We start from the raw sequence: 14,304 nt of genomic DNA on the forward strand, positions 1-14,304 counted from the left end.
AGCTGATGCGCTGGGTCACCTACGTCTCGCCGGCCGACGGCGCCGAGCGGGCCGGGCTGCTGCGCGACGGGCGGGCGCACGGGTTCGACGCCGCCCTGGTCGACCTGCTGCCCGACCTCGCCGCGGCTGCCGAACGCAAGCCGGCCGAGGTGCTGCCGGAGGAGGGGCTGGTGCTGCGCGCGCCGGTGCCGCGGCCGCCGTCGGTGCGCGACTTCCTGTCCTTCGAGCAGCACGCGCGCAACGCCGCGGCCGCGTTCGGGCGGGAGGTGTCCCCGGTCTGGTTCGAGCAGCCGGTCTTCTACTTCACCAACCCGGCGGCCGTCCGCGGTCCGGGCGAGCCGGTGCCGGTCTCCCCCGGCTCGGAGGCGTTCGACTACGAGGTCGAGGTGGCCGCGGTCGTCGGCCGGGGCGGGTCGGACCTGACGCCGGAGGAGGCCGAGGCGGCGATCGCCGGCTACACGGTGTTCGTCGACTGGAGCGCCCGCGACGTGCAGGGCGTCGAGTCGAAGATCGGCCTCGGACCGGCGAAGGGCAAGGACGGCGCGACGACGATCGGCCCGGTCCTCGTCACGCCCGACGAGCTGGAGCCGTACCGCTCCGGGCACGGCTACGCGCTGCGGATGAGCGCCTCGGTCGACGGCGTCGAGCAGGGCGGCGGCAGCTGGGCCGACGTCCGCTGGTCGTTCGGGCAGATGCTCGCCTACGCCTCGCGGGGAACGGAGCTGCGGCCGGGCGACGTCGTCGGCAGCGGCACGGTCGGCACCGGCTGCCTGCTGGAGCTGCGGTCGCTGCACGGCGAGGAGCGGCACCCGTGGCTGCGGCCGGGCGTGGAGGTGGCGGTGACGATCGAGCGGATCGGCACGGTGACGGCGCCGGTCGTCGCCGGCCCGGATCCCGTTCCGTTGGGGCCGCCGGCGTCGGGCTCCTAGGGTCCGCGGCATGGCAGAGCGCGAGGTGCGGACGGTGCTGACCGGCGGCGGGTTCTTCGAGGGGCCGCGCTGGCACGAGGGCACGTGGTGGGTGTCGGACTTCTACCGGCACACGGTGAGCACGGTGACCGCCGACGGGCAGGAGACCGTGCGGTTCGAGGTGCCCGGGCAGCCGTCCGGGCAGGGCTGGTTGCCGGACGGGTCGCTGGTGGTCGTGTCGATGAAGACCCACGAGGTGCTGCGCTGGGACGGCTCGGCGCTGTCGACCTACGCCGACCTGACCGAGCACTGCGGCGGGCACCTCAACGACCTCGTCGTCGGCCCGGGCGGGCACGTGTTCGTCGGCGACTTCGGCTTCGACCTGATGGGCGGCGGGGACGCGGCGACGGCGTCGCTCAAGCGGATCGACCCCGACGGCACGGTGTCGGTCGCGGCCGAGGGGCTGCAGTTCCCGAACGGCTCGGTCATCACGCCGGACGGCGGCACGCTGGTCGTCGGCGAGACGCTGGGCAACCGGTACACGGCGTTCGACCTCGGCGACGACGGGTCGCTGACCAACCGGCGGGTGTGGGCGTCGCTCGGGCCGGAGGTCACCGGGCGCACCGTGGACGAGGTGCTCGGGCAGCTCGCCGTCGCGCCGGACGGCTGCGCGCTCGACGCCGACGGCTGCATCTGGGCGGCCGACGCCGTCGGTGGGCGGGTCGTGCGGGTGGCCGAGGGCGGCGAGATCGTCGACGCCGTCGCCGCGCCCGAGGGGCTGGGCGTCTACGCCTGCATGCTCGGCGGCGAGGACGGCCGGACGCTGCTCATGTGCGCGGCGCCGGACTTCTACGAGCACAACCGCGCGCCGGTGCGCGAGGCGGTGCTGCTCGCGACGGAGGTCGACGTCCCGCACGCCGGCCGGCCCTGACCGCACCGCGGCCCCGTCCCACCGGGACGGGGCCGCGGCCGGACGTCAGGGGCAGAGCTCGTCGAGCTTGACCGCGCCGAGGTCGATGGCGCCGTCGACGTCCCCGGTGACCCGCTGGCCGGGTGCGATGTTCTGGGTGCAGACCCGCCGGTTGGCGTCGAGGACCTGGTTGCGGCTGCCCAGCAGGTCGTGGGACAGGCTGAGGAAGACGCCGTTGGTCTGGATCAGGTCCTGGGCGTCCTGCAGCGTCATGCCGACCACGGCGGGCATGAGGAAGTCCACGACCACGGGAGCCGGCGTCACCTCCGGCGTGGGGGCAGGGGCCACCGCGGGCTCGGGGGCGGGCGTCGTCGGGGCGGGCGTGGTCGGGGCCGCCGCGGACGACGTCGCCGGGGCCGACGGGGTGGAGGTGGGCGCGGGGAGGCCGGTCTCGCCGTCGTCCCCGCAACCGGCGAGGAGGAGGCCCGTGGCGAGCAGGACGGGAAGCGCGCCGAGTCGGCGGCGGGCGGAGGACTGGTTCATGGGGCACCCCGTGGTGGTCGTGCGGACGCGCGCCGGCAGCGCCTCCCGGGGAGGTCGGCGCCGGCGTCGCGGAGAGACGCCGGCGAGCGTCACACGGGGTCGGGTCGCCGTCCGGGACGCCGGGGACCGAGCCGTCTCGGAACCGCAACGGACCGTCGCACCGGCCCCGGACGCACCGCGGCCCCCGTCCCGGGGTGGGACGGGGGCCGCGGGCGGATCAGCGGTCAGTAGGCGCGGCCGCCGGTGCCGCCCTTCTTCTGCTTGGCCTGGAAGTCGCGGACGAACTGCTTGATCTTCGCCTGGTTCTGCGGCTTCTTGAGCTCCTGCACGACCTTCGCGGCCACGCCGGAGGCGATGAGGTTCCTCATCATTCCCATGGGGTGCTCCTCTCTCTCGATCCCCCGTTCCGTGCCCCGTCAACGCGTCCGGCAACCGCTACGTCCCCACGCTCGGAGACCGCCCGTCCGTGGGCGGCTCCTGACACCGCGTGCGGACGCACCGCGCCGTCCTTTCTCGTGGAGCACGGCGTGTCCCCGCGCGTCCGCGGTCGCGCGCCGCCGGCTCCGGAGAGGCATCGGCGCTGGTGGCGGTGGCGTGTCGGATGCGTGGCCGCCGTCAAGTCCACGGCCCGGGACCGGGCGTGGCGCGCCCCTCGGGCGGTTGTGACGGTCCGAGGCCCTCCCTACCGTTCCCGCTGGTCCTGGCCGGGCCCCCGTCACGAACCCGTGTGACACCCGCCGGACCACGCCGAACCGGACGCCGGCAGCCAGCCGCCCTCCGGACCGGGGACCCATCGAGTCCCAGGGGTGAAGCGCGACCTCTCGCGCCGGGCGACTCCCCCGCCCGAACCCGTCAGCTAACCCGGTAGGCGACCGTGGAGAACAGGAGAACCGTCGTCCATGACGACTGCACGCACGCCCCTCGCCCGTCGCTCGTTCCGCGGCATCGCCGTCGCGGCCATCGCCGGAGCCGGCATCGCGCTCTCGCCCCTCCCGGCCTCGGCTGCCGCAGGCGGCGGCGGTGGTGGCGGGGTCGTGGCGGCGGCCCCGGTGGCCGCTCCGAACGGCGTCGCCCAGGCGGCCGTCGACACCGCGCTCGCCCAGCGCGGTGACATGTACCAGTACGGCGCGACCGGTCCCGACCGGTTCGACTGCTCCGGGCTGACCAGCTTCGCCTACCGCGCGGCCGGCGTGGAGATCCCCCGCACCTCGCGGGCCCAGTCGACGTTCGGCACCCCGGTGGCGAAGTCCGACCTCAAGCCCGGTGACCTGGTGTTCTTCTACAGCCCGGTCTCGCACGTGGGCATGTACATCGGCAACGGCCAGATGGTGCACGCGTCCACCGCCGGCAAGCCGGTCGCGGTCGTGAACCTCGACTCGATGACCGGCTACCAGGGCGCCCGCCGGGTCGCCTGACGGACGGACGGCGCCCCGGTCACCGCCGACCGGGGCGCCGTCACCGGTCCTCAGAGGGCCTTTGTCGCGCTATCGGCCCTCCCCGGGCCCGCTCAGTACGTGACGCCGAGGTGGCGCTCTGCGCAGCGCATGCACAGGCCGGTGTTGTCGTGCACGTGCTCGCGGGCGTTGACCTCGCGGCACACCGGGCACCAGCGGAACGTCCGCCGGCGACGGCGGGCGACCTCTTCGGCGGCCTCGGCCAGCACCGCCCGCTCGTAGACGACCTCGTCGGAGCCGAAGCCGCGCTCGGCCGCGAACTCCCACACCAGCTCGTTCCCGGACCACCGCGGCTCCGGGCGGGCCAGCGTGAAGCCGAACCCGTCCCAGCCGACGGCCACCTGCACCGGGCGCCCGCTCACGAACCACCGCTCGTGCGGCGGCCCGGCGACCTCCGTCCAGCCGTCGCCGAGCGCGCGCACCAGCACGTCCGCGCCGACGCCGAGCAGGCCGGCCAGCTCCGCGGTGTCAGACACCGGCCAGCTCGGCCAGCCGGCACATCGCGTTGACCTGCCGCAGCTGCTCCGGCGTCCGCACCTGCGCGTCGAGCAGCTGCGGGCTCATCACCACGACCGCCAGCGCCTTCGCCCGCGACACCGCCACGTTGAGCCGGTTGAGGTCGTACAGGAACGACACCCCGCGCGGCGCCTCGTCGGCCGACGTCGACGTCGTCGAGTAGACGACGACCGGCGCCTCCTGCCCCTGGAACCGGTCCACCGTCCCGACCCGCGCGCCGTCGGGCAGCAGCGAGCGGATCAGCGCCACCTGGTTGTTGTACGGCGCGACGACGAGCACGTCGTCCGGCCCGACGGGCCGCTCGGCGCCCTCGGCGTCGACCCAGCCGACGCCCTGCAGCGACCGCCAGACGGCGGCCACCTCGGCGGCCTCCTCCATCGACGACGCGGCCGCCGGCACCGTGTGCGCCACCGACCGCACCGCCAGCCCGCTGCCCGACACCAGCCCGCCCGGCCGCACGGTGATCCGCTCGCGCAGCGCCGCCGACTCCAGCCGGCCCTCGTACGCCAGGTCCGACACGAACCGCGTCAGCGCCGGGTGCATCCGGTAGGTCGTGTCGAGGAAGATCCCGCGGCCCTCGGGCACGGTCGGGTGCCCCTCGAGCAGGTGCTCCAGCGCCGAGAGCCCCGAGTCGCCGGGGTGCACGCCCTGCGAGGGCTGGGCGAGCTGCTGCGGGTCGCCGAGCAGGACGAGCGACTTCCCGGCCCGGGCGACGGCGACCGCGTTGGCCAGCGAGAACTGCCCCGCCTCGTCGACGACGAGCACGTCGACGGCCTCGGCGAGGTCGGGCTGCGTCCAGAACCACGCCGTCCCGCCGACGAGCCGCACGTCGCCGTCGACGAGCCGCCGGGCGACGTCCTTGCCGTCCTTCGACCACTCGACGCCGGGCGCGCCGCACGCCTGGTGCTCGTCGCACTTCTGCAGCGCGGGCCGGTCGACGGCCGACAGCACGTTGCCGATGACGGCGTGCGAGGTGGCCGTGACGCCGACCTTCTTGCCGGCGTCGAGCAGCGCGCGGATGAGCATCGACGCCGCACGGGTCTTGCCGCTGCCGGGCGGGCCCTGGACGGCGAGCACCTCGCCGTCCAGGCGCAGCCCGATCCGGACGACGGCGTCGCCGGCCTGCTCGTCGGGACGACGGCGGCAGTCGGCCGGCACCCGCCGCTCGAGCAGCGCCTGCCCGAGGCAGGGCGTGCCGGCGAGCACGTCGTCGGCGGTCGCGGTGATGGCGGCGCGCATGCCCTTGTCGTCGAGCGGACCGCTCGGCCCGAGTGCGCGCGGCGTGGCCGGGGCCTTCGCCGTCTTGACGACGACGCGGCCCTCGGCGGAGTCGAGCGCGACGACGGTGCCGATGCCCGCCCGCTGGTCGACGTCGACCGCCGTGGACCCGACCGACAGCTTCGTGTCCTGCGGCGGGAAGCGGTACTCGTAGAACTTCGACCGCTTCTCCTGGCCGACCTCCACCGGAGCCCCCAGCCGGCCGAGCGCGGTGCCGTCCTCGACGAGCGCGTCGTCGTCCATCTCCTTGCGGGCGAAGAACTCCCACCAGCCGGGGCGGGCCTCGCGGCGGTGCCACTGCACGAGGTCGCCGAGCAGGTCGTGCCCGGCGTCCTTGAGCCGGTCGACCAGCGCCAGCTCGGCCAGCTCGGCGTCGGTGCGCTCGACCGGGCCGGTGGCCTCCGACAGCAGCGGGCGGTCCTGGCCGCCGAACTCCCGCTCGAGCTCCTCGCGCTGGGTCTCCAGCCAGTCGTGCAGCTCGCGGGTGGAGTCGACGTCGTCCTTGTTGTAGAGCTCGATGTCGACGAGGCGCTGCGGGTCGCGGTCGGCGAGCCACTTCTCGTAGGCGATGACGCTGCCCATGGCGTCGGCGACGTCGCCGGTGTGCTCGCGGCCGTAGAACGCCTCGACCTTCTTGATCGAGTACGAGCCCTTGCTGATCCGCATCGACTGCTTGACGACGGGATAGAGGTCGACGAAGCGCTCGTTGCGCAGCAGCTCGTCGAGCTCGGCCTCGCGGACGCCGTAGCGGCCGGTCAGCCGCTTGAGCGCGCTGACCTCGTAGGCGGCGTAGTGGTAGACGTGCATGCCGCGGTCGGCGCGCCAGGCGTCGAGGATCAGGTCGATCAGGTCGGCGACCATCTGCTTCTCGGCGGCGGGGTCGTGCGCCCACAGCGCGGTGAAGCTGCCGTCGCGGCGGCCGATGCCGGCGAGGTACTCGAGGCCCGCGCCGTCGGCGGAGTGCGGGTCGCCCTCGAAGTCGAGGTAGAGGTCGCCGTCGCTGGGCTCGGGCAGCCGGAGCAGGCCGAGGCCCTTCGTGGGCGGCAGCAGGGTGCGGGTGGGGACGCCGGTGCGCCGCTCGCGCAGCTGCTCGCGGGCCTGCTCCTGCACGCGGGCGCGGGTGGCGGCGCCGATGCGGGCAGCTTTGAGCGTCTCGGGGTCGGCGCCGGCGAGCTGCTCGAGGGTGGTGATGCCGGCGGCACGCAGGGCGGCGCGGGTGTCGGCGCGCATGCCGGCGACGAGGCTGAGGTCGTCGGCGTCGGCCAGCTCGGCGGTGCAGCGCGGCTTCCACGAGCACTGGCTGCAGTACGGCACGGGGACGGGCGCGGTGGGCGGCGGGTCGGCGAGGAAGCCGGCCAGCTTGGCGCGGGCGCGGCGGGCGTAGGCGGCGACGTCGACCAGCCGCCAGGGGTTGGTGGCGCCGTCGCCGGTGACCACCCAGACGTGCTCGGGCGCCTTGCCCTGGAGGACGGCGAGGCGCTCGGCGTAGGTGGCCATCTGCAGCAGCGCCGGGACCTTGACGCGGCGGGCGAGCTTGGCGTCGGCGACCTCGTAGGACCAGGCGCCGAGGTTCGACGGCGTCGCGACCTTGAGGAGGAAGTCGGCGGCGCCGCCCCAGACGCCGTCGAAGAACGCGGCCTGGGCGATGACGTCGACGCCCTGCCGCATCGCCTGCACGGTGAGCGCCTCGGCCTCGCGGCGGCCGGCGGCGTCGAACCGGGTGGGGATGCGGACGACGCCGCGCCCCTCGGCCTCCAGCGCCGCGAGGTACTTCTCCTCGTGCTCGGTGCCGAGGTCGGCGATGAGCAGCGCGTGGTCGTCGGGGCCGCCGGCGAGGGGCTTGAGCCGGCCGTCGGCGACGGCGAGGTCGAGGGTCGTCACGTGCGCGCAGGCCTGGTGGCGGGTCAGGTCGGTGGGGCTCAGGACCAGGGAGCCGTCGGTGCGGTACATCGAGACGGGACGTTCTCACGTGGTCGCCGTGATCGGCTGGTCCCTCGCCGGTGGGCACCGTCGCCGAGTCACAGCGCCCACACGCGGAGAGCGCCGTCCTCCCTTGGTGCCAGACACGCTCACCAAGGCGCCTCAATGCGCGGAGGAGCGGCAAGGATGCGGACGCCCATTGCCGAAAGAAAGGAACAACCCGTGGGACTGCTCCGCAAGACCGTGTCGCTCTCGACGTTCGGCCTGGTGTCCTTCCGGGACAAGGAGCAGCGCGCGACCCGCTACGCCCGTCAAACGCGCAACGCAGCTCGCGTACAGGTCGCCCAGCAGGCGATGGCGCTCGAACACCAGCGGCAGATGATCGCCCAGCAGGAACACATGGCGGTACAGCAGCAGGTCCAGGCATGGCACCAGCAGCAGGCGTGGCAGCAACAGGCCTGGCACCAGCAGCAGATCCACGCTCAGCAGGTTGCCCAGCAGATGCAGCAGCAGGGGCAGGGCACGATGCCGGCTGCGGGTACGCCACAGGTCTCGTCCCCGGCACCCATGCCGCCGCAGATTCCTCCGGCGGCGCCGCACTCATCGCAGACGACGCCGCAGGCGTTGCCTTCGGCGCCGGTGCAGCAGGCGCAGTCGGGCCTGCAGCAGCTTCCGCCTGGCTGGTACCCCGACCAGATGAACGCCCAGTTCGTCCGCTGGTTCGACGGAGTCAGGTGGACAGAACACACGCAGCGTCGAGGCTGACGGCGTCCCGGCTGACCGATCACGGAGACTGAGCCGGTGACGGCAGGACTGCACCGCTCGCACCGGGTGACCGGGGCGCTGGTCGGGTCGGCGGTGGGCGACGCGCTGGGGGCGCCCTTCGAGTTCGGCCCGCCCGGCGCGTTCTCGGCCCGCTTCCCCACGGCGGCCCGGGGTGCGGCGACGGAGATGTGCGGCGGCGGGTCGCTCGGGTGGGAGCCGGGCGAGTTCACCGACGACACGCAGATGGCGCTGCTGGTCGCGCAGTCGCTGGTCGAGCGGGGCGGGCTGGACGAGGCCGACCTGTTCGGCCGGTTCGCCGCCTGGGCCGCGGCCGGGCCGCCGGACATCGGCGTGCAGACGCGCGCGGTGTTCGAGTCGGGCCTGCCGTGGGACCGCGCGGCCGCGGAGCACTTCGCCCGGACCGGCCGGGCGGCCGGCAACGGCTCGCTCATGCGGACGACGCCGGCGGCAATCCGGTTCTCGCGCGACGGGACCGAGGCGACCGTGGACGCCGCCCGGCGCATCTCGGCCCTGACGCATGGCGACCCGGCGGCCGGCGAGGGCTGTGCCGTCCTCCACGAGCTGATGCGGGTGGCACTCGACGGCGGCGACCCGCTGGCCGCCGCCCCTTCCGCCCTGTCGCTCGTCGCCGAGGAGCACCGCGACCGGTGGGCGACGGTGCTGGCTCCGGACTGGGAGCCGTCCATGGCGACGGAGTCGAACGGCGCCGTGTGGCCGACGCTCGGGCAGGCGCTGTGGGCGCTGCGCACCGGCCGCGACTTCGCCGAGGTGCTGCGGCTGGTCATCGACCTCGGCGGCGACACCGACACGGTGGCGTGCGTGGCCGGCGGGCTGGCCGGGGCGGTGTACGGGATGGGCGGCATCCCGATGCGGTGGTCCTCCCCGGTGCACGGGACGGTGCCCGGGCACGGCGACCGGGTGTGGCGGCTGGCCGACCTGCAGCAGCTGGCCGCGGCGCTGGACGGTAAGCCGGTGCCGTCGTACGACCCCGGCGTCATCCCGCGGATCGGCCCGGTGGAGGTCCTGCCGGGGATCTGGGCGGGCAACCTCGACGGCGCGCGGTACTCGGACGAGGACTTCGCCGTCATCTCGCTGTGCCGGCTCGGTGAGCCGTTCCCGCACACCAACCACCGGATGTCCTACATCGCCGACAACGACCACAACGTCGACCTCGACGTGATGCTCGCGGACGTCCTCGACGACCTCACCGCGCTGCACGCAGAGGGACACCGGGTGCTCGTGCACTGCCACGGCGGGGCGTCCCGCACCGGGCTGGTGCTGCGCGGCTGGCTGGTGCGCGAGCAGGGGATGTCGGTGGAGGAGGCGACGGCACACGTGGCCGAGCGCTGGCCCCACCTCGGCCTGTGGAACGCGTCCTTCACCGCGGCGCTGGAGCGGTTGGCCGCCACCCGCTGACGCCCGAGGGGACGTCGCGCCACTTCCGGGCGGACCAGTTCTCCGCAGGCTGCCCGGACACCGGATACTCCCGCGGTCGCACTCATCGACGAAGGGACCACATCGATGCACCAGCCGGGAGGCGAGGGCCACCCTGGCGATGGCCGACCCACGCCCGGCGGCTTTCCGCCGCCATGGACGCGGTCGGGTCCTCCGCCACCTCCCCCACCCCCCGTCTGGGGCCCGTCGCCCGGGATGCCCGCAGGCGCTCCGCCGTGGGGGCCGCCAGGGCCGCCCTGGGGTCCGCCGGGGATGCCACCTTCGGGACCGCCGCCGGGACCTCCTCCGGGATGGGGTCCGCCACCGGGTTGGGGCCCACCACCTCCCGGCGGACCGCAGCACGGCGGTCGTCCGTACTCGATCCTGGGTGCGATCGCCGCATCCGTGGTGGTGCTCCTCTTCATCGGTCTGCTCGTGAGCGCCGTATCCGGACCCGGCGACGCGCAAGAAGAAGCCGACGGCGTCCCGGTGCCGACCACCACCGCCATCGAGCCGCCTCAGCCCTCGCCGGAGGTGGCCCCCGAGCCTCCCGGATTCGGTGACGGCACCTACCTCGTGGGTGCCGACATCACCCCCGGCCTCTATCGCAGCGCCGGCGGCGGACTGTGTTCCTGGCAGCGGTTGAGCGACGTGAGCGGTGACATCGACGCCATCCTGGCCTCTGACTACTTCCTGGATGGGCAGGCTTACGTCGAGGTCCTGCCCACGGATGTGGCCTTCTCCACCGACGACTGCGGTCGCTGGACGCCAGCGGACTTCGCGGGCCCCGACGTCAGCACCGCCTTCCAGGACGGCACTTTTATGGTCGGGAGCGACGTTCAGGCGGGTACCTACCGATCGACAGGAGGTTCCACCTGCTCCTGGCAGCGGCTGAGCGACCTCACGGGTGAGCTCGACGCAATCATCGCCTCCGACTACTTCGTCGACGGACAGGCTTACGTCGAGGTCCTCCCCACCGACGTGGCTTTCCGGACCGATGACTGCGGCACCTGGAGCCGCATCGCCTGATCGACATATGACCGGCGAGCCGCCGCCTCGCCACAACGGCGGTGCTGCAGAATTGATGCGCTAGCGCACCAATTCTGCAACCGAGGAGTCGCCCGTGCTGACCGTCGACGAGGCAGCGGCCCGGTTGGGCGTCAGCGCCCAGGAGGTGCGCCGGCTGGTCCGGACCGGGACCCTGCCGGCGGAGCGGATCGGCCGGACTCTGGTCCTCCCGGACGACGCGGTGGACGAGCGCGCCCGGATGCCCGTCGGCCCGGGCCGCCTCCTCGCGGCACCGACCGCCTGGGCGACCCTCTGGGAGCTGTCCGGCGAGCGCGCGGACTGGCTGGACCGGTCGGCCCGGTCCCGGGTCGCGGCGCGGCTCCGGTCCTCGGACGCCGAGCAGGTGGTGGCGGCGGCACGTGAGCGCGCCGACCGCCGGGAGCTGCGGGCACTCCCGGCGTACCGCGACCGGGTGTCCGCGGTGGAGGGCTTCGTCGCCTCGGGGCTGTCCGCGGCCGACGCGGTGGGAGCGGACATCGTCGCCGCCGGCGCGGCGGTCGAGGGCTACTGCACCGAGGGCACGCTCGAGCGACTCCGCCGGGACCTCGGCCTGTCGGACCGAGGGGAGCCGAACGTCGTCGTCCGCGTCCCGAGGTTCGCCGACCTGCCGCTGGCCGGCCGGCAGCACATGCCGGTGGCGGTGGTCGCCGTCGACCTGGCCGAGTCCTCCGACGTCCGCACCAGGCGGGCAGGGCTGGACCTGCTCACCGCGGCGCTGGTCGCCTTTCGGGGATGACCGCTCCCGCGACGGTCGTCCTCCCGCCGCTGACCGGTGCGCTCGACCGGCTGTGGGACCTCGTGCTCGACATCGCCGCGCAGCTCGATCCGGCGGGCTGGGTGCTCGTGGGCGGGCAGATGGTCATGCTGCACGGGATCGCCGCCGGCCGGGCGCCCACCCGGGCCAGTCAGGACGTCGACGTGCTGGCCGACCTCCTCAGCGACCGGGCCGGCCTGAGCCGCTGCGTGCAGGCGGTGCGCCAGCTCGACCTGCGCCCGGAGCCGGACAGCACCGGCAAGGTGTACCGCTTCCGCCGCCAGGCCGACGGCGCCGTCGTCGACGTCCTGGCGCCCGACCACTCCCCGCCGCGCTGGTCGCTGCGGACCGCGGCCGGCGGGGACACCATCCAGATCGACGGCGGCCACCAGGCGCTGCGACGGGCGACACCTCTCGCCGTCGTCAAGGGGAGCCGGTCGGCGACCGTGCCGGTACGGGACCTCCTGGGCGCGCTGGTGCTCAAGGCGGCGGCCTGGCAGACCACCACCCGGGACCGCGCCCGGCACAGCGGCGACGCCGCCTTCCTCGCGAGCCTGATGAGCGACCCACTTGCCGAGCGGGCCCGCTTCGCCGGCAGCGACCGCAAACGGCTGCAGCGACTCGACCGCGTGCTGGGGGATCCGGACGCCGCCGAGTGGCGGGCACTGGGCGACGCGGCCGACGACGGCTACGCCGTGTGGCGACTGCTCCTGGGCTGAGCCCCGGAGGCGCGTTGCTAGCGTCCGGCCATGGCGATCGATCCCCGCGGTGCCGATCTCAAGCGCTTCCTCCAGGAGGACCCGGGCGGCCCGGTGGTGATGCTCAACCTGCTCCGGTTCGCCGAGGGCGGGCGCGCGTCCTACGACAAGTACGCGAAGGCCCTGTCGGAGACGTTCCTCGCCCGCCACGGCGGCGAGGTCCTCTACGCGGGCAACGGCGGCACCCCGCTGGTGGCCGAGCAGGGGCAGGACTGGGACGCCGTACTGCTGGTCCGCTATCCCTCGCGCGAGGCGTTCAGCCGCATGGTGGCCGATCCCGAGTACCAGCAGTTCACGCACTTCCGCACCGAGGCGCTGACCGAGGCCGTGCTGCAGCCGACCACGGAGTGGCAGCGCGGCTGATCCTCACCGGGCGCGGCTGCGCCGACGGGACGCGATGTCCCCCTAGAGACAGTCGTGCTCTGCCCCGTCACCGTGGGCAGAGCACGAGCGTCCGGCAGGACACCACCCGAGGGGAGCGTCCAGGTGCGTGACCGGCGAGCCGGTCAGACGCCGGAGGTCACCCGGGCGCCCGGGCGGCGGGTCGGGCGGATGGTGCGGGCGGCCGAGCGGGCCAGCCGGATCGGGCCGGTGTCCCAGATGCGGCCGGCTTCGTCCACGGGAGGCGCAGGCTGCGGCACCGGGCGCGCGGCCTCCTCGGCGTCGATCTGCTCCTGGGCCAGCGCGGCGAGCCGGCGGACGCGGATCGCGGCCTTCTGCCGGTCCAGCCGCTCCTGCTCGGCCATGACCAGCAGCTCCTCCTTGGCCTCGGCCACCGAGCGCCGCGACTGCTGCTGCAGCTCCTCGATGTCCACATCGCCGCTGTCGCGCAGCGCCGCGAGCCGGTCGTAGGCCGTCGGCGGGCCGAAGTTGAGCAGCACCTTCATGAGCACCGGCAGGATCTCCACGCACATGAACAGCAGCGACAGCATGAACTTGGCCGCGGCCAGGGTGGCGTTGCGCTCGCTGAGCCGGTCGAGCGCCTCCAGGCGCAGGAGGATGCCGCCCGAGCCCTCGTTGGTGCTGTCGAAGGCGGCCTGCAGCCGGTCGAGCTCGGCGGTCAGCCGGGCCAGCTCGGCGGAGTCGGTGGCGAGCGCGGCGGCGGCGAGGTCGGCGCTGCGCGCCTCCGCGCCGGCGGCGGCATCAGTTGCGTCGTCCAGCTCAGCACGGGCCGAGGCGACGACGCCGGCCTGCGCGTCGGCGGCGGCCCGGGCCTGCAGGTAGGCCTCGCCGGTACCGGCGTCGCCGGTGCCGCAGGTGCCGTCGAGCTCGCACTGCGCGCGGGCCTCGAGGTCGCGCTGGGTGGCGAGGGCGGCGTCGTAGGCGGCCTGCGTGGCGGTCAGGTCGGCCTGGACGGCGACCAGCGCGGGGTCGGCCGAGCCGCCGGTGGCGACGACGTCCTGCTCCAGCGCCACCTTCTCGCGCAGCTCGTCCAGCCCGGCGAAGCGCGCGTCGGCCTCGAGCGACTCGCGGTAGGCGTCGGCGGCCTCGGCCTGCATGACGGTGATCTCGGCGTCGATCTCCTTGTGGAACACCTGCAGCGTCAGCGGGGTGGCGACGACGACACCGAGGACCAGCGCCAGCCCCACGCGCGGGACGGCGAGGGCGAGGTTCCGCTTGAGCGAGGCGTCGTGCGCCATGCCGACGAGCAGCATCCGGTCGAGGTTGACCACGACGGCGCCCCAGCCGAGGCCGAGCAGCAGCGCGAACGGCCACCAGACGCCGAGGGCCATGTGCAGGGCGAACGACGCCGACGCGACGGCGAGGCCACCGGTGCTCAGCAGGACGCCGCCGAGCGCGGCGAACCGCGGCCGCGCACCCGGCGCCGACTCGAGCAGGTCGGGCCGCGCGCCGCCGAGGACCGCGAGACGGTCCTGGAGCCGTCGTCGTCCAGCCATGTGGTCAGCACTCCCCGAGCGCCGGGGGTCGTGGTTCGTCCGCCGCTCCCCCGAGTGATCGGCAGTCCCGGTCGTGG

General features: G+C 74.5%; 14 protein-coding genes and 1 riboswitch. Of the genes, 9 read left to right on the plus strand and 5 right to left on the minus strand.

The genetic code is table 11. The features are described 5' to 3' along the window. Positions 1-5 precede the first annotated feature (5 nt). Together BUE37_RS12555 and BUE37_RS12560 are read left to right on the plus strand one after the other, a co-directional pair. Positions 6-929: a fumarylacetoacetate hydrolase family protein gene (locus tag BUE37_RS12555; protein ID WP_073420436.1), complete on the plus strand. Its 924-nt coding sequence runs from the start codon at positions 6-8 to the stop codon at positions 927-929. A gap of 10 nt (positions 930-939) precedes the next feature. Next, complete coding sequence (locus BUE37_RS12560; protein WP_073420437.1) at positions 940-1,839, plus strand: SMP-30/gluconolactonase/LRE family protein; 900 nt, start codon at positions 940-942, stop codon at positions 1,837-1,839. 45 nt (positions 1,840-1,884) lie between these two features. Here the strand turns inward: BUE37_RS12560 and BUE37_RS12565 are convergent, their stop codons facing one another. Then, positions 1,885-2,361, minus strand: coding sequence for a hypothetical protein (locus BUE37_RS12565; protein WP_073420438.1), 477 nt, complete (start codon positions 2,359-2,361; stop codon positions 1,885-1,887). A 224-nt stretch (positions 2,362-2,585) separates the two neighbouring features. Further along, the gene (locus BUE37_RS23855; protein ID WP_175562858.1) at positions 2,586-2,738 is read right to left on the minus strand and encodes a hypothetical protein; all 153 of its coding nucleotides are present in this window, start codon (positions 2,736-2,738) and stop codon (positions 2,586-2,588) included. Between the two features lie 358 nt (positions 2,739-3,096). Further along, positions 3,097-3,248: riboswitch (cyclic di-AMP (ydaO/yuaA leader) on the plus strand. 12 nt (positions 3,249-3,260) lie between these two features. On the opposite strand from BUE37_RS23855, the gene BUE37_RS12570 reads away from it, so the two are divergent. Further along, a complete protein-coding gene (locus tag BUE37_RS12570; RefSeq protein ID WP_073420439.1) occupies positions 3,261-3,776 on the plus strand; it encodes a C40 family peptidase in 516 nt (171 codons plus the stop codon). A 92-nt stretch (positions 3,777-3,868) separates the two neighbouring features. On the opposite strand, the gene BUE37_RS12575 is transcribed toward BUE37_RS12570, so the two are convergent. After that, entirely contained in the window at positions 3,869-4,291 is a 423-nt protein-coding gene (locus tag BUE37_RS12575) for a hypothetical protein (protein WP_073420440.1), read from the minus strand. Further along, positions 4,284-7,559: a TM0106 family RecB-like putative nuclease gene (locus tag BUE37_RS12580; RefSeq protein ID WP_073420441.1), complete on the minus strand. Its 3,276-nt coding sequence runs from the start codon at positions 7,557-7,559 to the stop codon at positions 4,284-4,286. The genes BUE37_RS12575 and BUE37_RS12580 overlap by 8 nt, the downstream gene beginning before the upstream one ends. 192 nt (positions 7,560-7,751) lie before the next feature. On the opposite strand from BUE37_RS12580, the gene BUE37_RS12585 reads away from it, so the two are divergent. The 6 genes from BUE37_RS12585 (at position 7,752) to BUE37_RS12610 (ending at position 12,692) form a co-directional block, all read left to right on the plus strand. Next, complete coding sequence (locus tag BUE37_RS12585; protein WP_073420442.1) at positions 7,752-8,294, plus strand: DUF2510 domain-containing protein; 543 nt, start codon at positions 7,752-7,754, stop codon at positions 8,292-8,294. Between the two features lie 36 nt (positions 8,295-8,330). After that, positions 8,331-9,731: an ADP-ribosylglycohydrolase family protein gene (locus BUE37_RS12590; protein ID WP_073420443.1), complete on the plus strand. Its 1,401-nt coding sequence runs from the start codon at positions 8,331-8,333 to the stop codon at positions 9,729-9,731. Positions 9,732-10,154: 423 nt separating this feature from the next. Beyond that, positions 10,155-10,778 (plus strand): Rv1352/Rv1906c domain-containing protein, encoded by a 624-nt coding sequence (locus BUE37_RS23355; protein ID WP_175562859.1) that lies wholly within the window; start codon positions 10,155-10,157, stop codon positions 10,776-10,778. Between the two features lie 94 nt (positions 10,779-10,872). Beyond that, positions 10,873-11,553: a helix-turn-helix domain-containing protein gene (locus BUE37_RS12600; protein ID WP_073420445.1), complete on the plus strand. Its 681-nt coding sequence runs from the start codon at positions 10,873-10,875 to the stop codon at positions 11,551-11,553. Then, complete coding sequence (locus BUE37_RS12605) at positions 11,550-12,290, plus strand: hypothetical protein (RefSeq protein WP_073420446.1); 741 nt, start codon at positions 11,550-11,552, stop codon at positions 12,288-12,290. Before BUE37_RS12600 ends, BUE37_RS12605 begins: the two co-directional genes overlap by 4 nt. A 30-nt stretch (positions 12,291-12,320) precedes the next feature. After that, positions 12,321-12,692 (plus strand): DUF1330 domain-containing protein, encoded by a 372-nt coding sequence (locus BUE37_RS12610; RefSeq protein WP_073420447.1) that lies wholly within the window; start codon positions 12,321-12,323, stop codon positions 12,690-12,692. A 143-nt stretch (positions 12,693-12,835) separates the two neighbouring features. Here the strand turns inward: BUE37_RS12610 and BUE37_RS12615 are convergent, their stop codons facing one another. Beyond that, entirely contained in the window at positions 12,836-14,227 is a 1,392-nt protein-coding gene (locus tag BUE37_RS12615) for a DUF4407 domain-containing protein (protein ID WP_073420448.1), read from the minus strand. Between the last annotated feature and the right edge of the window lie 77 nt (positions 14,228-14,304).

It is taken from the genome of Geodermatophilus nigrescens (genome assembly GCF_900129495.1).
In the GTDB taxonomy this organism is placed as follows: domain Bacteria; phylum Actinomycetota; class Actinomycetes; order Mycobacteriales; family Geodermatophilaceae; genus Geodermatophilus; species Geodermatophilus nigrescens.